The sequence below is a fragment of the Mycobacteroides franklinii genome (genome assembly GCF_001853795.1).
In the GTDB taxonomy this organism is placed as follows: domain Bacteria; phylum Actinomycetota; class Actinomycetes; order Mycobacteriales; family Mycobacteriaceae; genus Mycobacterium; species Mycobacterium franklinii.
Map to the genome: position 1 here is coordinate 704,527 of NZ_MLIK01000024.1, position 18,903 is coordinate 723,429.

The 18,903-nt window shown below is 65.7% G+C and carries 15 protein-coding genes and 1 riboswitch; of the genes, 8 read left to right on the forward strand and 7 right to left on the reverse strand.

What is annotated here, in order from left to right:
- Positions 1–9: 9 nt before the first annotated feature.
- Both BKG76_RS22870 and BKG76_RS22875 read right to left on the reverse strand, forming a co-directional pair.
- The gene (locus tag BKG76_RS22870; RefSeq protein ID WP_070939955.1) at positions 10–420 is read right to left on the reverse strand and encodes a PaaI family thioesterase; all 411 of its coding nucleotides are present in this window, start codon (positions 418–420) and stop codon (positions 10–12) included.
- A gap of 177 nt (positions 421–597) precedes the next feature.
- A complete protein-coding gene (locus BKG76_RS22875; RefSeq protein ID WP_070939956.1) occupies positions 598–1,356 on the reverse strand; it encodes an iron reductase in 759 nt (252 codons plus the stop codon).
- Positions 1,357–1,613: 257 nt separating this feature from the next.
- On the opposite strand from BKG76_RS22875, the gene BKG76_RS22880 reads away from it, so the two are divergent.
- The 8 genes from BKG76_RS22880 to BKG76_RS22915 all read left to right on the forward strand — a co-directional run bounded on the left by BKG76_RS22880 (position 1,614) and on the right by BKG76_RS22915 (position 12,893).
- Positions 1,614–2,021: a BlaI/MecI/CopY family transcriptional regulator gene (locus BKG76_RS22880; protein WP_070939957.1), complete on the forward strand. Its 408-nt coding sequence runs from the start codon at positions 1,614–1,616 to the stop codon at positions 2,019–2,021.
- Between the two features lie 14 nt (positions 2,022–2,035).
- Positions 2,036–3,001, forward strand: coding sequence for a M56 family metallopeptidase (locus tag BKG76_RS22885; protein WP_070939958.1), 966 nt, complete (start codon positions 2,036–2,038; stop codon positions 2,999–3,001).
- Positions 3,002–3,088: 87 nt separating this feature from the next.
- Complete coding sequence (gene gndA / locus BKG76_RS22890) at positions 3,089–4,543, forward strand: NADP-dependent phosphogluconate dehydrogenase (protein WP_070940080.1); 1,455 nt, start codon at positions 3,089–3,091, stop codon at positions 4,541–4,543.
- 31 nt (positions 4,544–4,574) lie between these two features.
- Positions 4,575–6,011, forward strand: a complete 1,437-nt coding sequence (locus BKG76_RS22895; protein WP_070939959.1) for a GuaB1 family IMP dehydrogenase-related protein — start codon at positions 4,575–4,577, stop codon at positions 6,009–6,011.
- Positions 6,012–6,093: 82 nt separating this feature from the next.
- Positions 6,094–7,443, forward strand: coding sequence for a hemolysin family protein (locus BKG76_RS22900; RefSeq protein ID WP_070939960.1), 1,350 nt, complete (start codon positions 6,094–6,096; stop codon positions 7,441–7,443).
- Positions 7,444–7,448: 5 nt separating this feature from the next.
- Positions 7,449–8,504, forward strand: coding sequence for a hemolysin family protein (locus BKG76_RS22905; RefSeq protein ID WP_070939961.1), 1,056 nt, complete (start codon positions 7,449–7,451; stop codon positions 8,502–8,504).
- A gap of 99 nt (positions 8,505–8,603) precedes the next feature.
- On the forward strand, positions 8,604–10,799 hold the full coding sequence (locus BKG76_RS22910; RefSeq protein WP_070939962.1) for a malate synthase G: 2,196 nt from the start codon (positions 8,604–8,606) through the stop codon (positions 10,797–10,799).
- Positions 10,800–11,000: 201 nt separating this feature from the next.
- Positions 11,001–12,893: a substrate-binding domain-containing protein gene (locus BKG76_RS22915; RefSeq protein WP_070939963.1), complete on the forward strand. Its 1,893-nt coding sequence runs from the start codon at positions 11,001–11,003 to the stop codon at positions 12,891–12,893.
- A 71-nt stretch (positions 12,894–12,964) separates the two neighbouring features.
- Here the strand turns inward: BKG76_RS22915 and gcvP are convergent, their stop codons facing one another.
- The 5 genes from gcvP to garA all read right to left on the reverse strand — a co-directional run bounded on the left by gcvP (position 12,965) and on the right by garA (position 18,801).
- Positions 12,965–15,802 carry an aminomethyl-transferring glycine dehydrogenase gene (gcvP, locus tag BKG76_RS22920; RefSeq protein ID WP_070939964.1) on the reverse strand — a complete coding sequence of 946 codons (2,838 nt, stop codon included), beginning with the start codon at positions 15,800–15,802 and terminating at the stop codon, positions 12,965–12,967.
- Positions 15,803–15,987: 185 nt separating this feature from the next.
- Positions 15,988–16,085, reverse strand: a riboswitch (glycine riboswitch).
- Between the two features lie 62 nt (positions 16,086–16,147).
- The gene (locus BKG76_RS22925) at positions 16,148–16,783 is read right to left on the reverse strand and encodes a MerR family transcriptional regulator (RefSeq protein WP_070939965.1); all 636 of its coding nucleotides are present in this window, start codon (positions 16,781–16,783) and stop codon (positions 16,148–16,150) included.
- Between the two features lie 255 nt (positions 16,784–17,038).
- Positions 17,039–17,542: a bifunctional nuclease family protein gene (locus BKG76_RS22930; RefSeq protein WP_070939966.1), complete on the reverse strand. Its 504-nt coding sequence runs from the start codon at positions 17,540–17,542 to the stop codon at positions 17,039–17,041.
- A gap of 45 nt (positions 17,543–17,587) precedes the next feature.
- Positions 17,588–18,331, reverse strand: a complete 744-nt coding sequence (ftsR, locus tag BKG76_RS22935; protein ID WP_070939967.1) for a transcriptional regulator FtsR — start codon at positions 18,329–18,331, stop codon at positions 17,588–17,590.
- Entirely contained in the window at positions 18,328–18,801 is a 474-nt protein-coding gene (gene garA / locus BKG76_RS22940; RefSeq protein ID WP_070939968.1) for a glycogen accumulation regulator GarA, read from the reverse strand. The genes ftsR and garA overlap by 4 nt, the downstream gene beginning before the upstream one ends.
- Between the last annotated feature and the right edge of the window lie 102 nt (positions 18,802–18,903).

Genomic DNA, 18,903 nt, shown 5'->3' on the forward strand with positions numbered 1-18,903 from the left:
ACCCGAGTCTCACAGGTTCTGCAGGCGCACTTGTCCACGGGCGATGGTGCGGTCCTCGTCATCGGTGATGGTGACGAGCCACAGCTGCTGACGACGGCCCCGATGTATGGGCGTGGATGTCGCGGTGAGTGTGCCGGCCGAGATCGCACGCAGGAAGTCGGTGTTGTTGTTGACGCCGACCACCGCGCTCTCCTCCCCCAGCACGTTGGCCCGCCAGATGAACCCGGACACGCTCGCCACACTCTCGACCACCGAGCAGTACACACCGCCGTGCACGATCCCGTTGGGTTGCAACAGGTTTTCGGTGATGGTGAGGCTGGCGGTCACTCCGTCGGGTGTCAGTGCCACATATTCGAGGCCCACCAGCTTGTCGAAGGGCGCGTTGGGCATCTGACTGAGGAGCTCCTGCGTGTCTGGCATTTGATGTTCATATCAGTGCGGCATCCCACAACGAAGAAGTGCCCCACCTGCCTGAGCAGGTGGGGCACTTCCTTCGAGTGGACCGGGGGTCTCTGCAGCCCTCAGGACTCCGGCACGGTCCGGGTGTCTGGTCGCGCTGTAGCGCGTTCGACAAGACTTAGGATAGGCAAGGCTGCCCTAAATTGCAAGCGCTTTGTGGCGGACCGGCAATCCGAGTGTCATGAACCGGTCCAGGATCGCCTGCCCACGCCGCATCCCATCGGTCTCGCTGGACCGTGCGAGCAGCGGAACATGGGTCGCCGCGCCCACCACGGTCGAACCGACCAACTGCCACATCTGACCGATTTCCATTGCGCCCGAACTGACTTGGGACAGGCGGGTGAACAACGGCGCGAGTGCGCGATGGCATCGGTGCGCGGTCCAGGCCGCGAGGGCGTCCTCGCCGGGGAAGACCACCACTTGGGCGCGGTCGCGGTCGGGGTCATCGGGCAACACCCGCAGTGTCGGGTCGACGACGCCCGCCCAGTCGATGCAGCCTTCGGAGTCGAAGTACACCCATAGGTTCCCGAGTCCGGGGTCCCAGGCACGGCCTTCCAGGACGACAAGGGCGACCAGGCGGCCGACGACGGTATGGACAAGAGCGTCCGCGAGCTGGTGGACGGCAACCGAATCGCTGCCGGTCTCGTCGATGGCGCGCGCATACATCTGCTCGAGCCGATCGGTGTTCAGTGCGCGTGCCAGCGGCCACCATCGGCGCCGGCCCACATCGGACATAACGGCGACACCGTAGGCCCGCGGGCACTCCGGGTACAGCTCGCGAAGCCGGGCGCTCGATTCGTGCAGCGGCAGTGATTGGCGGATGGACATCCCGGCGATCAGCGGATCGTCGGCGATGAGACTCCTGGTCGAAGTGCATCGGTCGATGGCCAGTGTCACGGTTGGCGGCCTCCCTTCACGTAGGCAAGATAGGTAAGCCTAACCACATGTACGATGACATCGCCAGGTGCGGGTGTTGTGACTGCCCTCACCGAAGCTCCTGATCACCGGGCCGCATAGGTAACGAGCGGCCCGCAGAGTCCAGGGCCAAGTGAGAACGAATCGAACGCCGGAACAAAGACCGTGTCCCGGATCGTTGGCTGTCAGAAGCAGTACGACTGGATGTAGTACGGCATTGCGTCGGAGGTGAACGTAGAATGTTCGGAATGGCACGCCTGGGCGAACTTGAACGCGCGGTGATGGACCATCTGTGGTCCTCCCCCGAGCCTCAGACCGTCCGTCAGGTCCATGAGGCGCTCTCGACGCGCCGTGATCTCGCCTATACAACCGTGATGACCGTCCTGCAGCGTCTCGCCAAGAAAGACTTGGTCGTTCAGCACCGCGACGATCGCGCGCACCGCTACGCCCCTGTTCACGGCCGCGATGAACTCGTCGCCGGGCTGATGGTCGACGCATTGGCGCAAGCCAACAACTCGGGTGCCCGCGAGGCGGCATTGGTGCACTTCGTCGAGCGTGTGGGCCCCGACGAGGCCGATGCATTGCGTCGCGCACTGGCAGATCTCGAAGCGAAAGATCCATCTGCTGGCGGTCGCCCCACCGAGTAAGGGACACTAGTTATGTGTCCGCCCTGGCGTTCGCGATACTCGCGCTGCTGCTGACCGGTCCCGTACCGGCGTTGCTCGCGCGTGCGCGCTGGCCGTACCGCGCGCCACGTGCCGCCATGGTTTTGTGGCAGGCCATTGCGGTGGCCGCCGTCCTCTCCGCGTTCAGTTCCGGGCTTGCGATCGCGAGCAGACTGCTCGTGCCGGGCCCCGACGGCCACCCCACCGCCACCATCACCGGTGAAATCGACCGTCTCGGTTGGGGTTTGTGGCTGCTCTACGTCACAGTCTTCGCGATCACCATCCTGATCGGCGTCCGGCTGATGGTGTCGGTCATCCGGGTAGGCGTCCGCACCCGCCGCCGCCGCGCCCGCCACCGGGCGATCGTGGACCTACTCGATCACAAGCGTTACTGCGAGAACTGGCGCGGCGGCTACGACATCCACCGCCGGCGCGATCATGATCTGCGTGTCCTGGAAGTCGACGAGCCCCTGGCCTACTGCCTACCGGGTGTGCGCAGCCGGGTGGTCGTCAGCGAGGGCACGCTGAGCACACTGGGACACAATGAGGTGACCGCGATCGTCGCGCACGAACGTGCGCATCTGCGGGCCCGCCATGACCTGGTACTGGAGGCATTCACCGCCGTCCACGACGCCTTCCCGGTCATCGTGCGCAGCAAGAACGCACTGGACGCGGTGAAGCTGCTGGTCGAGTTGCTCGCCGATGATGCCGCGGTCCGCACCGCAGGTCCCACTCCGTTGGCCCGCGCACTGGTCGCCTGCGCGGGTGGCCCGACTCCGGTCGGCGCGATGGCTGCAGGCGGGCCCACCACCCTCATCCGGGTCCGTCGGCTGGGTGGGAGCGGCAACAGCCTGCCGTTGTCCTGCGGCGCCTATGCCGCGGCCGCCACGATTCTGGTGGTGCCGACGCTGGCCGTGGTCATCCCGTGGTTCACCGAACTGCAGCGGCTGTTCGGTAAGTAACCTCCCAGTAGACGACCCGCGCTCGCGGGCTGATTGTGACTGCGCGAGAATCCGTGGAGCACAACACGTCAACGAAAGGATGTGCTGGTGACGGCTGCAGACGGTTCGGCGCAGGGTAAAGCTCAGATCGGTGTGACGGGCTTGGCCGTCATGGGATCGAATATCGCGCGCAACTTCGCGCGGCACGGTTACACGGTCGCACTACACAACCGATCGGTGGCCAAGACCGACGCACTGCTCGCCGAGCACGGATCCGAGGGCAGCTTCGTCCGCAGCGAAAGCATCGAGGAGTTCGTAGCGGCGCTGGAGCGCCCGCGCCGGGTGCTCATCATGGTCAAGGCCGGTGACCCGACCGATGCGGTGATCAACGAGCTCGCCGACGCCATGGAGTCGGGCGACATCATCATCGACGGCGGCAACTCGCTCTACACCGACACCATCCGCCGCGAGAAGGCGATGGCCGACCGCGGCCTGCACTTCGTCGGTGCGGGCATCTCGGGCGGTGAAGAGGGCGCGCTGAACGGTCCCTCGATCATGCCGGGCGGGCCGAAGAAGTCCTACGAATCCCTCGGCCCGCTGCTGGAGGAGATCTCCGCACACGTCGACGGCGTGCCCTGCTGTACCCACATCGGCCCCGACGGCTCCGGCCATTTCGTGAAGATGGTGCACAACGGCATCGAGTACTCGGACATGCAGCTGATCGGCGAGGCTTACCAGCTGCTGCGCGACAGCCTCGGCATGAGCGCACCGGAGATCGCCGACGTCTTCACCGAATGGAACAAGGGCGAGCTGGAGAGCTACCTCATCGAGATCACCGCCGAGGTGCTCAAGCAGGTGGACGCAAAAACCGGTAAGCCGCTCGTCGACGTCATCGTCGATGCCGCCGAGCAGAAGGGCACCGGCCGCTGGACGGTCAAGTCAGCACTCGATCTCGGGGTGCCGGTGACGGGTATCGCCGAGGCCGTGTTCGCCCGCGCGCTGTCCGGATCGCGGCCGCAACGCGCGGCAGCAGCCGGCTTCGCCGCCGGCCAGCTCGGTGAAAAGCCAAGCGATGCAAAGCAGTTCATCGAAGACGTGCGCCAGGCGCTGTACGCCTCCAAGATTGTGGCCTACGCACAGGGGTTCAACCAGATCGCGGCGGGCAGCGAGGAATACAACTGGAATGTCAAGCCCGGCGACCTGGCCACCATCTGGCGCGGTGGCTGCATCATCCGCGCGCAGTTCCTCAACCGGGTCAAGGAAGCGTTCGCCGAGCAGCCCGATCTGCCGACTCTCATTGCGGCCCCGTACTTCCGGGACGCCGTCGAGAAGGGCATCGACAGCTGGCGTCGTGTCGTGGTGACGGCGACGCAGCTGGGCATTCCGGTCCCCGGCTTCGCCTCGTCACTGTCGTACTACGACGGTTTGCGCACCGATCGCCTGCCCGCCGCACTCACCCAGGCGCAGCGTGACTTCTTTGGTGCGCACACCTATGAGCGTGTCGACTCCCCCGGTAAATTCCACACGCTCTGGAGCGGCGACCGCAGCGAGGTCGAGGCGTAAGGCCAGAACACGAGGCGTAGGCAGTCACATCATGAAGTTTCTGGACGGGCAACGGCCACCGTATGACCTCACCTACGACGACGTCTTCGTGGTGCCGAACCACTCGGATGTCACCTCGCGCTTCGATGTCGACCTGACCACCGCCGACGGCACCGGCACCACGATTCCCATCGTGGTGGCCAACATGACGGCGGTGGCGGGACGGCGGATGGCCGAGACCGTTGCCCGTCGGGGCGGCATCACCGTGTTACCGCAGGATCTTCCGGTACAGGCCGTCGCGCAGACGGTCGAGTTCGTCAAGAGTCGTGACCTGGTCTACGACACTCCGGTGACGCTGGCGCCGGACGACTCGGCCGGTGAGGCGATCGCGCTGATTCACAAGCGATCGCACGGGGCCGCGGTGGTACTCGAGGACGGCAAACCGCTGGGGCTGGTCACCGAGACCGCGTGCACCGGTATCGACAGGTTCACCCGTGTCCACGACATCGCGGCGACCGATTTCGTCACGGTGCCGACAGGGACCGATCCACGGGCGATCTTCGAACGGCTGGCCGAGGCGCACGTGCCGGTGGCGGTGCTGACGCGTCCGGACGGAACCATGGCCGGCATCCTCACTCGCACCGGAGCCATTCGGGCGGGTCTGTACACGCCCGCCGTCGACGCGGAAGGACGGCTGCGCATCGCCGGCGCCGTCGGGATCAACGGCGATGTCCGGGCCAAGGCGACCGCCCTGGTGCAGGCCGGGGTGGATCTGTTGGTCATCGACACCGCGCACGGGCACCAGCAGAAGATGATCGACGTGCTCACCTCGGTCGCGGAATTGTCGCTGGGTGTGCCTATCGCCGCGGGCAATGTGGTGTCGGCACAGGGCACCCGCGATCTGATCCAGGCCGGTGCCGACATCGTGAAGGTCGGTGTGGGCCCGGGTGCCATGTGCACCACCCGGATGATGACCGGAGTGGGTCGCCCGCAGTTGTCGGCGGTCATCGAATGCGCAGCCGCGGCAAGAGAACTCGGTGCTCACGTGTGGGCCGACGGCGGGGTTCGGCACCCGCGTGATGTCGCCCTGGCGCTCGCGGCCGGCGCCGCCAACGTGATGATCGGCTCCTGGTTCGCCGGAACTCACGAATCCCCGGGTGACCTGCAGCTCTCGCCCAGCGGCCGACGGTACAAGGACAGCTTCGGGATGGCGTCCAAACGTGCCGTCGCGGCCCGCACCACCGGTGACAGCGCCTTCGACCAGGCACGTAAGAGCCTGTTCGAGGAGGGCATTTCCACCTCCCGGATCGAATTGGACGCGCAGCGTCCCGGCGTGGAGGACCTCATCGACCACATCATCTCGGGCGTGCGCAGTACCTGCACCTATGTCGGTGCGCGCACGCTGGGCGAGCTGCACGAGCGGGTGGTTCTGGGTGTCCAATCGGCCGCCGGATTCGCGGAGGGACGCCCCCTTCCCGATGGTTGGTAACCGCACGGCGACCTGCACGGTTACCATTGAGCCTCATGATGGTCACACCGTGTGACCACTCAACCTAAGGGGCCAGCAAGCGGTGACGGTCTTACTCACCGGGCTGAGCTTGCTTGCCATCGTGGCGCTGACCGCGGGCACCGCCCTTTTCGTGGCGGCAGAATTCTCGTTGACCGCGCTGGAACGAAGCTCCATCGAGGCGCGTGCCAAGACGGGTGACAGCCGGGACAGGTTGGTCAAAAGGGCGCACAGCACGCTGTCTTTCCAGCTGTCCGGGGCACAGCTCGGCATCACCATCACCACACTGGTCACCGGATACCTCGCCGAGCCGGTGATCGCGCGCCTGCTGTCGCAACTGTTCGGATACACCGGGATTGCCATCAGCAGTGCGATATCGCTGGCGCTGGCGCTGCTCATCGCCACCTCGGTATCGATGATCTTCGGTGAGTTGGTCCCGAAGAACTTCGCGCTGGCACGCCCCATTTCGACCTCACGCACCACCGCGGGCCCCATGGTGCTGTTCTCGGCGGTGTTCGCCTTCGCGATCCGGGCATTGAACGGGATCGCCAACTGGGTGCTGCGCCGGATGGGCATCGAGCCGGCCGAGGAACTGCGCTCGGCGCGCTCACCACAAGAGCTGGGATCGCTGGTGCGCACCTCGGCCCGCAGCGGCGCGCTGGACGAAACCACCGCGGTGCTGGTTGATCGGTCGCTGCGGTTCGGCAGCCGCACCGCCGAGGAACTCATGACCCCGCGCACCGAGATCGAATCGCTGGAAGCGACCGACACGGTGGCTGACCTGGTCGCCATCGCCGTCGCAAGCGGATTTTCGCGGTTCCCGATCACGGAAGGCGATCTTGACGCGACGATCGGGATCGTCCACGTCAAGCAGATCTTCGAGGTGCCACGCGATCTGCGTGCCACCACCACACTGGCGAGCCTGGCCCGGCCGGTGGCGGTGGTGCCGTCCACCTTGGACGGCGACGCGGTCATGGAGCAGGTACGGGCCAATGGCATGCAAACCGCGCTGGTTGTCGACGAGTACGGCGGTACTGCGGGGCTGGTCACGGTCGAGGACATGATCGAGGAGATCGTGGGCGATGTCCGCGACGAACACGATGACGCGACTCCCGATGTGGTGTCCTCCGGCGGCGGCTGGGTGGTGTCGGGGCTGCTGCGCATCGACGAGGTTTCGGCGGCAACCGGTTACCGGGCCCCCGAGGGCGAGTACGAAACGATCGGCGGGCTGGTGCTGCAGGAACTCGGGCACATCCCCACGGTGGGTGAGACCGTCGAGTTGTCGGCGGTCGTCCCGGACCATCCGTCGGCCGAGCTGCCTCGATGGCGGGCTCGGGTGGCGGGTATGGACGGTCGCCGGATCGACCAGATCGAGCTCACCGAGCTGACCGACACCGACGGCCAGGGGGTTTGACCACGATGGGCAGCGACATACTTGGTGTACTACTCACCGCCGCCTTGCTTTTGGCGAACGCCTTCTTCGTCGGTGCCGAATTCGCCCTGATCTCGGCGCGCCGGGACCGGCTGGAGGCGCTGGCCGAGGCGGGCAAGAAGCGCGCCGTGACGGTGATGATGGCGGGCCAGAACCTGTCGCTGATGCTGGCCGGTGCCCAGCTTGGCATCACCATCTGTTCAATCCTGTTGGGCCGCATCGGGGAACCGGCGGTCGCACACCTGCTGGAGCGGCCCTTCGAATTGTTGGGCGTACCGCAGGCGGTGATGCACACCGTCGCCTTCGTGGTGTCGCTGTCGATCGTGGTGCTGCTGCACGTTCTGCTCGGTGAGATGGTGCCCAAGAACATCGCCATCGCGGGCCCGGAGTCGGCGGCCATGCTGTTGATTCCGCCCTACCTGGTGTACATCCGGCTGGCGCGGCCCCTGATCGCCTTCTACAACTGGTGCGCCAACACCGCGTTGCGGCTCATCAAGGTGCCGGTGAAGGACGAGCTCGAGGTCACCGTGTCCACCGTGGAGCTCTCCGAAATGATCGCGGAGTCGCTGTCGGAGGGCCTCCTGGACGAGGAAGAACACACCCGGTTGCGCCGTGCGCTGCAGATTCAGCATCGTGTGGTCGCGGACGTCGTCGTGCCCGCTAACCAGATACGGTCGATTGCCGTATCGGGCTCGGCGCAGGCGCCGTCCGTCACCGCCGTGGAGCGGGTGGTGGCCGAGACCGGATTTTCGCGATTTCCCGTCATCGGGCCCCGCGGGGATTACCTCGGCTATCTGCATATAAAGGACGTCCTGACCATGGGTGACGACCCGGACGCGATCGTCGACCCCGCCTTCATTCGACCGCTGCCGCGCTTGCACGGTTCGGTCCCCCTGCCCGAGGCGCTGTCGGCACTGCGTCGCAGCAACAGCCACCTGGCACTCATGTCGACCACCGACGGCAGCGTGGTGGGCCTGGTCACACTCGAGGATCTGGTGGAGGATTTGGTCGGCACCGTGCGTGACGGAACTCACCGCATATAGAGCAGTTTCGGGGTTGGTGGCTACCAATGAGTAGGATCAATGTTCACCGATTCGCGAGGACATTCGGTCCCAGACCCTCGAGAACCCTAAGGAGTTGCGATGAGTGATCGCGTCGATGTGGGCAACCTACGCGTGGCGCGGGTGCTTTATGACTTCATCACCAACGAGGCCCTTCCGGGCACCGGAGTGGATGCCGACGCTTTCTGGGCTGGAGTCGACAAGGTAGTCACCGATTTGGCTCCGCGGAACCGTGAGCTGCTGGACCTACGGGACGAGCTGCAAACTCAGGTCGATCGCTGGCACCGGCAGCGCGCCATCGAGCCGCTCGATCAGTCGGCATACCGGGAGTTCCTCACCGAGATCGGCTACCTGGTTCCCGAGCCCGACGACTTCACCATCACCACCGCCAACGTGGACGACGAGATCACCACGACGGCCGGGCCGCAGTTGGTGGTGCCGATCCTCAACGCACGTTTCGCACTCAACGCTGCCAACGCACGCTGGGGCTCCCTCTACGACGCGCTGTACGGCACCGACGTCATCTCGGAAGCCGATGGCGCCGAAAAGGGTTCGTCGTACAACAGGGTCCGTGGCGACAAGGTCATCGCCTACGCCCGTGAGGTGCTCGATGGCGCGGCGCCGCTGGCGGCCGGGTCATGGAAGGACGCCGTCGGCCTGAAGATCGACGACGGTCAGCTGCTTGTCGAGCTGGGTGACGACTTCTCTACGGGCCTCCAGAAACCTGACCAGTTCATCGGCTACACCGGCAAGCTCGGCAAGCCGCAGTGGTCGGTGCTGCTGATCAATCACGGCCTGCACATCGAGATCTTGATCGACCCCGACTCCCCCATCGGATCGACCGACAAGGCCGGCATCAAGGATGTGGTGCTGGAGTCGGCGATCACCACGATCATGGACTTCGAGGACTCGGTCGCGGCGGTGGACGCCGAGGACAAGGTGCTCGGATACCGAAACTGGTTGGGACTCAACAAGGGCGACCTGTCCGAAGAGGTCTCCAAGGGCGGTAAGACGTTCACCCGCGTGCTCAACGAGGACCGTGTGTTCACCGCCCCCGACGGCAAGGGCGAAGTGACTCTGCCCGGGCGCAGTCTGCTGTTCGTCCGCAATGTCGGTCACCTCATGACCAACGACGCCATCGTGGACTCCGAAGGCAACGAGATGCCCGAGGGCATCCAGGACGCGCTGTTCACCAGCCTGATTGCCATCCATGGCCTGCGTTCCGGCAAGAAGAACGGTGCCCTGAAGAACAGTCGCACCGGCTCCATCTACATCGTCAAGCCCAAGATGCATGGTCCGGACGAGGTGGCCTTCACCGCGGAGCTGTTCGGTCGTGTCGAAGAGATGCTCGGACTGCCGCACGCCACCCTCAAGGTCGGCATCATGGACGAGGAGCGCCGCACCACCGTCAACCTGAAGGCCGCCATCAAGGCCGCCTCGGACCGCGTGGTGTTCATCAACACCGGCTTCCTGGACCGCACCGGCGACGAGATCCACACCTCGATGGAAGCCGGGCCGATGTGTCGCAAGGCCGTCATGAAGTCGCAGCCGTGGATTCTGGCGTACGAGGACCACAACGTCGACACCGGACTGGGCGCCGGGTTGGCCGGCAAGGCTCAGATCGGCAAGGGCATGTGGGCCATGCCGGATCTGATGGCAGACATGGTCGCGCAGAAGATCGCGCAGCCGCGTGCGGGTGCGACCACGGCGTGGGTGCCATCGCCCACCGCGGCGACTCTGCATGCGCTGCACTACCACCAGGTCGACGTCAAAGCAGTGGACCAGGAGTTGGCGGGTAAGCACCGCGCCGAGCTGGAGTCTTTGCTCACCATTCCGTTGGCCGAGTCGCGTCATGACTGGACCGCCGAGGACATTCGCGAGGAAATCGACAACAACTGCCAATCGATCCTGGGCTACGTGGTCCGCTGGATCGACCAGGGTGTCGGCTGCTCCAAGGTTCCGGATATCCACGACGTGGCGCTGATGGAAGACCGTGCCACCCTGCGCATCTCCAGCCAGCTGCTGGCCAACTGGCTGCGTCACGATGTCATCACCGAGGACGAGGTGGTCGAGGGTCTCAAGCGGATGGCCCCGATTGTCGATCGGCAGAACGCCGGCGACAAGGACTACCGGCCGTTGGCGCCGGACTTCGACAGCAACATTGCCTTCCAGGCCGCCAAGGAGCTCATCCTGGAGGGCAAGGACCAGCCGAACGGGTACACCGAGCCGATCCTGCACCGGCGTCGCCGCGAGTACAAGGCCGCAGGGGCCAAGTAGCGGACAGCGCCTCCGACGTGCCTGGATCTCGTCGGAGGCCGTTGCCGTCCTTGTCTACTGAGTGTCGGTTTGGCCGCGATTTGGTGTCGCGTGCCGTGGTTCATGGGGTCTGGGACAGTAGACTCGGGCCGACGCGCAGCGCGGCTCATGGACCGCCGCTGGACAAGTACTTAGACACGATCAGAAGGGTCGCGACAACACATGGGCAGGCACAGCGCATCTGGGTCGGGTAGCCCAAACGATCCGGACGACAACGACGGTTGGGTCGCGGACCCTCAGCCAGGCCACGAAGCGAGCTCCGGACCGGATTTCGACGGTCCAGGACTCGACAGTCCGGGAACGGGCAGCTTCGACAGTGCGGGATTGGATACGGGCAGCTGGCAGCGGTCTCATCGCCGCAGTGGTGGCAGCAACTGGGGCGTCAGTAAGGGATTGATCGGCGTCGTCGCGGCGGTACTGGTGGTGGCCCTGTCCATCGGTCTGTGGTGGTACTTCGACCGGCGGACCACCGACAACCAAGCCGAGGCCGCGGCCACCTGCGTGCACGGAAACAACGCCATCGCCGTGGTTGCTGACCCGTCGATCGCGGACCGGATCGGCGAGTTGTCGGAGCGGTTCAACAAGAAACACGAGGTGATCGGCGACTACTGCTTCACCGTCTCGGTGCGTCCCGCGGATACCGCCAATGTGATCAAGGGGCTGACAGGTCAGTGGCCCGCCGAGCTCGGTGAGCAACCGGCCTTGTGGATCCCGGGCAGCTCGATCTCTTCGGCACGCCTGAAGGCGGCCTCGAAGACCAATATCGTCAGTGACAGCCGGTCCTTGGTGAGTTCGCCCGTCGTCATTGCGATGACGCCGAAGCTGCGCCAGGCCATTCCCGGCGACAAGACCTGGGCGGATGTACCTGCGCTGCAGAATGTTCCGAACTCGCTCGACGGTTTCGGCCTTCCGGGCTGGGGTTCGCTGCGGTTGGCGCTGCCGTCGAGCGGCAACGCCGATGCGACGCAGCTCGCCGCCGAAGCGGTGGCGGCGGCCAGTGTCCGCCCGGGTGACTCGCCCGAGCTGGGGGCGGGTGCGGCCACATCGTTGGCGGCGACGGCTCCCAAGCTGCCCGCGAACAACCTGTCCGATGCCATCGGCGCGCTGCTCGATGGCGGCGAGCAGCCCGGTGCCGCGGTCCATGCGGTGGTCACCACCGAGCAGCAGCTTTATGCCCGGACTCGCAGCAACGGTGACGCCAAGAAGGTCATCGCCGCATGGCAACCTGCCGGGGCCACCCCGATCGCCGACTACCCCACTGTGCAGCTGGATGGTCCGTGGCTCTCCGAGGAGCAGCACACGGCGGCAAGCCAGTTCTCGCGTTTCCTGGGTGACAAGGACCAGCTCAAGGATCTGGCGGCCGCGGGTTTCCGCGCCGATGGCGCGGACCTGCCCAGTAGTGATGTGGTGACCTTCGCCAAGATCGAAACGCCGCTGACCATTGAGGACAAGGTGCGCGTCGCACTGGCCGAGGGCACCTCGACGGGGTCCGGGACCACGACGATCATGCTTTCTTCCTCACCCGCTCCCGATGTGAAGCTGTCCGATATCACCGGGGCACTGGCGAATAGGGTTCGTGCCATCGCTCCGACTTCGGGTGTCGGCCTGTGGGTATACGACGGCAAGGAAGGCAACACCGTGGTGCGCCTCGGTGGCGCCGGCGATGACGTGGAAGGCATGCCCCGTTCGCAGAGCGTCGCCGATGCGCTGACGGCGCTGCAGCCCACCGGCAATGGCGCGGTGGCGTACACGACGCTGCGGGCGCTGTATCAGGACGCCGTGGGTGGTTTCCGCCCCAACCAGGTCAACTCGGTGTTGGTGGTGGCCGGGCGTTCGCACACCGACCAAACCTTGGATGGTCAGGGCCTGATCGACACCATCAACCGGCTCAAGGATCCGGCGAAACCGGTGCGCATCAACGTGATCGACTTCGGTGGCGACTCCGATCAGCAGACTTGGCAGGCGCTCGCGCAGCAGACCGGCGGCGCCTATCAGAACATTCCGGCCTCGAACAGCCCGGAGCTGGTTGCGGCCATCACCCGCTTCATGTCCTAGCGCCCCCGCGAGCAGGCGCTTGGTCCTTCCACATCCTCGGGTTATGGAGGACCGAGCGCCTGCTCGTCGTACTACTCGGCGAACGCCTCGATCGGTGGGCAGGAGCACACCAGGTTCCGGTCTCCGTAGGCTCCGTCGATGCGACGTACCGGCGGCCACACCTTGGGGCGGAACCCCTTGCCCAGCGGGTAGGCGGCCTCGGCCCGGCTGTAGGGGTGGTTCCACTCGTCGGCGATGAGGGATTCGGCGGTGTGCGGCGCCCCGCGCAGCGGGTTGTCCTCCACCGGCCAGACTCCGGAACCGACCTTGTCGATCTCGGCCTTGATCGCGATCATGGCCTCGCAGAAGGCGTCCACTTCGGCCAGGCTCTCACTTTCGGTGGGCTCCACCATGAGCGTGCCGGCCACCGGGAAGCTCATCGTCGGTGCGTGGAAACCGTAGTCCGCCAGGCGCTTTGCGACATCGTCGACGGTGACTCCGGTGTTCTTGGTGATGTCCCGCAGGTCCAGGATGCACTCGTGGGCCACCATGCCGTTGTCGCCGGTGTAGAGCACCGGGTAGTACTCATCGAGACGTCGCGCCAGGTAGTTGGCCGAGGCGATCGCCGTCAGTGATGCCGCCCGCAGGCCGTCGGGGCCCATCATCCGGATGTAGGCCCAGGTGATCGGCAGGATCGATGCCGAACCGTAGGGCGCCGAAGAGACGACGGCGCCACCGGGCAATTCGTCGGCGTACGGGTGCCCCGGCAGGTACTGCGCGAGGTGGCTGCGCACCGCGACGGGCCCGACGCCGGGGCCCCCGCCGCCGTGGGGGATGCAGAACGTCTTGTGCAGGTTCAGGTGGCTGACGTCGCCGCCGAAGCGTCCGGGGCGGGCAAGCCCGACAAGAGCGTTCAGATTGGCACCGTCGACGTACACCTGTCCCCCGGCATCGTGCACGGCCGCGCAGATGTCGGCGATGTCGTGTTCGTAGACACCGTGAGTAGACGGATAGGTGATCATGATCGCGGACAGCGCACTGGCATTCTTGGTGATTTTCTCGCGCAGGTCGTCCAGGTCGACGTCGCCGTTCTCGCGGCATGCCACCACCACAACGCGCATGCCGGCCAGCGCGGCCGAGGCAGCGTTGGTGCCGTGCGCACTCGACGGGATCAGGCACACGTCGCGATCGCTGTCGCCACGGTCGATGTGGTACTGCCGGATGGCCAGCAGACCCGCGTATTCACCCTGCGATCCGGCGTTGGGCTGCAAGCTCACCGTGTCGTAGCCGGTGATATCGGCCAGCCAACCCTCGAGATCGGCGATCAGGGTGCGCAGCCCGCGTGAATCGCTCGCGGGCGCGAACGGATGCTGTGCGGCGAACTGTGGCCAGGTGATGGGTTCCATCTCTGCGGCGGCGTTGAGCTTCATGGTGCAGGAGCCGAGCGGAATCATGCTGCGGTCCAACGCGATGTCCTTGTCGGACAGCGCACGCAGGTACCGCATCATCTCCGTCTCGCTGTGGTAGCGGTTGAACGCCGGATGAGTCAGATAATCGGAGTCGCGGGTCGCGATGTCCGAGGTGTGCGGGGCCTCCAGGGTGCCGTCGAACATCTCGGTTCCGAATGCTCGCAGCACCGAGACCAGGTGCGGCAGCGTCGTCGCCTCATCGCAGGCGATCGAGACGTGGTCGCCGTCGGGGCACCAGATGTTGACTCCCTCTGCCTTGGCGGCGGCCTGGATCTGAGCGGCCTTGCCGGGCACGTGCACCAGCACGGTGTCGAAGAAATGGTCGTGCACCACGGTGTGGCCGTCGCGGGTCAGCCCGGAAGCCAGCAGCTGCGCATTGCGATGGACCCGGGTGGCGATGGCGCGCAACCCTTCTGGTCCGTGGTAGCTCGCGTACATGGCGGCCATCACGGCCAGTAACACCTGCGCGGTACAGATATTGCTGGTGGCCTTGTCGCGACGGATGTGCTGTTCGCGGGTCTGCAACGAGAGTCGATACGCGGGTGAGCCATCCGCATCCACCGATACCCCGACGAGGCGTCCCGGCAGTTGACGGGCATGCGCGGTGTGCACCGCGAGGTATCCGGCGTGCGGTCCGCCGAATCCCATGGGTACACCGAAACGCTGCGTGGTGCCAAAGGCGACGTCGGCGCCGATGTCTCCGGGCGGGGCAACAAGGGTGAGGGCCAGCAGGTCGGCGCCGACCGCCACCAACGCGCCGCGCTCATGGGCCTCGGAGATCAGCGACGTCCAGTCGCGCACCACCCCGGACGCGCCGGGCAGCTGCACTACTACTCCGAAGAACTCTCCGTCGGGCAGTCCTGCGGTGAGATCGGCGGTCATCACCTCGATGCCGAGTGGTTCGGCGCGGGTGGCGATCACGGCGGCGGTCTGTCCGTACACATCGGCATCGACCACGAGGCGATGGGAACCGGACTTCACGGCGCGATGCATGAGCGTCATCGCCTCCGCGGCCGCGGTGCCCTCGTCGAGCATGGAGGCGTTCGCGATATCCAGACCGGTGAGCTCGGCGACCATGGTCTGGAAGTTCAGCAATGCCTCGAGGCGGCCCTGGCTGATCTCCGGCTGGTAGGGCGTGTACGCGGTGTACCACGCCGGGTTTTCCAGGATATGGCGGCGCAGCACCGGCGGGGTGAGCGTGTCGAAGTAGCCCTGCCCGATCATGGACACGGCAATCGTGTTGTGACCGGCAAGTTTTCGCAGCGCGTCCAGGGCTTCGTGTTCGGAGGCTGCTGCGGGAAGCGCGTCGAGTCCGCCGGCTAGTCCGCCGTGCAGTGCGTCCAGGATGCTGGCCGGAACCGCCTTGTCGGCGAGCTCGTCGAGGCTGGCTACGCCGATGGTGGCGAGCATGGTGTCGATATCGGCGGTGGTCGGACCGATGTGGCGGTCAGCGAACGTCATGGCGCTCCCGGAGGGTCGAGTCGCGCGGCAGGCACGCGACAGCGTCTCCCCTCCCTCTGTCATCAACCCGTGCCGGGTGCCTGAGAGATTCGGTCGTCCTAGCTGGTGAATCTCCAGCTAGGCGCCTTTCCCCGTCGGCGGGCGGTCCGGTCGTACAACCGGATCACCGCTTTTCAGAGGCATCGGGGCCGAGAGCGGTTCGGGGGCCTGAGAGATTGACGGAGAGGTGTTGCTCCTTCGGCGGTCATGACTGGCGGTCACGACACTCTCCCGCCCACGGGCGATGCGGGACCAGTTTACGCCAGTTAACGAGCTGGTTCAGACCGGAGCGACTGCGGCGCCCGATCAGCCGATCTTGCGGGCGCGATCCTTGCGGCGAGAGGCCAATTCGTCCTCCGGCGCCTCGATGGCTTCGCCGCCGTCGGCACGCTCCCCGGGGAACTCGGCGATGGCGCCGGTCAGTTCGCGCATGGCACCGCTGACCGCGATGCCGAACACACCCTGCCCGCCCTGCAGCAGGTCGACGACCTCTTCGGCGGAAGTGCACTCGTAGACGGTGGTGCCGTCCGAGAACAGTGTGATGTTGGCCAGGTCCTCGACACCGCGCTGGCGCAGGTGCTCGACGGCGACGCGGATGTTCTGCAGCGAGATACCGGTGTCCAGCAGTCGCTTGACGATCTTCAGGACCAGGATGTCCTTGAACGAGTACAGGCGCTGGCTACCCGAGCCGGCGGCGCCACGAATCGAGGGAACCACGAGCGAGGTGCGGGCCCAGTAGTCCAGCTGGCGGTAGGTGATGCCAGCAACCTGGCAGGCGCTCGGGCCGCGGTAGCCGACGAGCTGATCGGGAACCGAGTTATCCGGGAAGAGACCCGGCTGAACAGGCCCGGAAGACGCGGAGGACTCGGAGGACTCGGACGAACCCGCCGCTCCTGACTCCAGCGTCATCTCCAGCTGCCCCTCATGCGGCTGTTCGACCACTTCTGCTCCCTCTCGCCGATCGCTTCGCCGGCTCTCGTGGCGCGGTCCTGAGAAATCCCCTGAGAGATCTCACGGTACCGAGTCCGCCGGTAGTGCGTTCGTCCAAGCACGAATTCTCCGAGCATACGCCCCTTGCGCTGCCCCGTGCCGGCCGCTGAGTCAAATTATGACCCGCGTGAAATTACGGTCAATGCGACGCGCCCGGGCTGCGACTGTCAAGGTCAGGTTGAGACTTACTCGTTACTTAAGGCCCTGTCACGGGCCTTCCGTGGCCTTGAAGTCATCGGGCGAGACGCTGTCCAGGAACTCCTTGAACTTCTCCACCTCGTCTTCGCGCAGCGCTCCGCCGGAGTCCTCGTCGTCCTCGTCGGGAATGATCAAGCCCGCCTCGGCGAGCACCGCTTCCTCGACGTAGATCGGCACCCCGACACGCAGCGCGATCGCCACCGAATCCGATGGCCGCGCGGACACTCGGATGTCGCTGTCGAACACCAGATCCGCGTAGAACGTGCCCTCTTGCAGATCCACAATCCGGACTTCCTTGAGTGAATGCCCAAGGGCCACAATGAGATCACGAATCAGGTCATGGGTGAGCGGCCGCGACGGCTCCACCCCTTGTTGCTCCAGTGCGATGGCAGCAGCCTCCGACTGGCCGATCCAAATCGGCAGGTAACGATCCCCCGCGGACTCGCGCAGCAACAACACCGGCTGGTTCTGGGGCTGTTCCACGCGGATTCCCACGACTCGAACTTCGCTCATCGTGCCTCCAACACCAGTACTTCTGTCGTACCGCGAGTCTAGTACTCAGCGATCGAGGACGCCGCGCACCGCGGACTTGATCATGGCGCCGTGGAGCGCGATCGACAGCGCCGCCACTTCCCGGATCAGGTCATCGGCGCGGTCGCGCGCTCCTGCCTTGTTGGCCTTGACGGTCGGGCCCACTATCTGGGCGATCAGGTCGGTCTCACGATCGACGGCCGACCGGAAGGTGCGCAGGTGCCGCGGCTCGACGCCGTAGTCGGCCAGCTCGGCGGCGCACTGGACGATCAGCACCGTGTACTCGTCGAAAAATCCGCCGGGTCCGGCCGTGATGATCCCTGCCTTGATGAGCGAGGTCAGCAGCACCTCGTCGGCGCCCGAGCGCGACAGTAGATCCTCGCGGCTCAGCCGGCTGGGCCGCGAGGAGGATGGGAATCCTTGACGGGCAACACCGTTGGTGTCGTCACCGTCGGTGATGGCGAACAGCCTGGGGCCGCTGAAGCCCGCCACATCGGGCAACGCCCCGTCGGGCTGCGCGTCGAGCTGCTCCTTGATCACCTTCAACGGCAGGTAGTGATCGCGTTGCGCGGTCAGGATGAAACGCAGCCGCTCGGCGTCATAGGCCGAAAACCGGCGATACCCCGACGCGCTACGCGACGGGGTAACCAGTCCCTCCGATTCGAGGAATCGAATCTTCGAGATCGTGACGTCCGGAAACTCCGGACGCAACAGGTCGAGTACCGACCCGATCGACATTCCGGTGAGAGCCGGCCGGTCGGGAGCTGTCACTGGCCACCCGAGGCGGAATCATCGCCGGCCGACTTCGGTCCGGTCAGGAAGACCAGCCGGAACTTTCCGATCTGCACTTCGTCGCCGTTGGCGAGGACCGCCGAATCGACGGGCTCGCGGTTGACGTAGGTGCCGTTCAGGCTGCCCACGTCCACGACCTGGAATTCGTCACTGTCAAGCCGGAATTCGGCGTGACGACGGCTCACCGTGACGTCATCGAGGAAGATGTCGCTATCGGGGTGCCGTCCGGCCGATGTGGTTGCCTGATCGAGCAGAAAGCGTGATCCGGCGTTGGGGCCGCGCTTGACCACCAACAGTGCCGATCCGGCGGGCAATCCTTCGACACCGGACACGTCGCCACCGGCCTGAGCGGGCGCCTCCAGCTCGGTGGCGAAATCGGCGCGGAACACCGAGGTCGTCTCCGCGGTGACCTCGCCTGACGTGTCGTCCTTGTCGTTATCGGTCACCATCGCTCCTTCTTCCTCGCCCCTGGGAGGATTCGATTGTCAGTGCGGATCTCGCTGAGCGTGATGCTCATCGCGACCCTCATCTGCCCTCATGCTCTTCGCGGC

What these genes read in the sequence shown, in the direction of transcription:
- garA (WP_070939968.1), bottom strand. Translation starts at nt 18,801, where the DNA reads ATGGTGACCGATAACGACAAGGACGACACGTCAGGCGAGGTCACCGCG.
- BKG76_RS22880 (WP_070939957.1), top strand. Translation starts at nt 1,614, where the DNA reads ATGTTCGGAATGGCACGCCTGGGCGAACTTGAACGCGCGGTGATGGAC.
- BKG76_RS22930 (WP_070939966.1), bottom strand. Translation starts at nt 17,542, where the DNA reads ATGAGCGAAGTTCGAGTCGTGGGAATCCGCGTGGAACAGCCCCAGAAC.
- BKG76_RS22910 (WP_070939962.1), top strand. Translation starts at nt 8,604, where the DNA reads ATGAGTGATCGCGTCGATGTGGGCAACCTACGCGTGGCGCGGGTGCTT.
- BKG76_RS22905 (WP_070939961.1), top strand. Translation starts at nt 7,449, where the DNA reads ATGGGCAGCGACATACTTGGTGTACTACTCACCGCCGCCTTGCTTTTG.
- BKG76_RS22915 (WP_070939963.1), top strand. Translation starts at nt 11,001, where the DNA reads ATGGGCAGGCACAGCGCATCTGGGTCGGGTAGCCCAAACGATCCGGAC.
- BKG76_RS22895 (WP_070939959.1), top strand. Translation starts at nt 4,575, where the DNA reads ATGAAGTTTCTGGACGGGCAACGGCCACCGTATGACCTCACCTACGAC.
- BKG76_RS22870 (WP_070939955.1), bottom strand. Translation starts at nt 420, where the DNA reads ATGCCAGACACGCAGGAGCTCCTCAGTCAGATGCCCAACGCGCCCTTC.
- gcvP (WP_070939964.1), bottom strand. Translation starts at nt 15,802, where the DNA reads ATGACGTTCGCTGACCGCCACATCGGTCCGACCACCGCCGATATCGAC.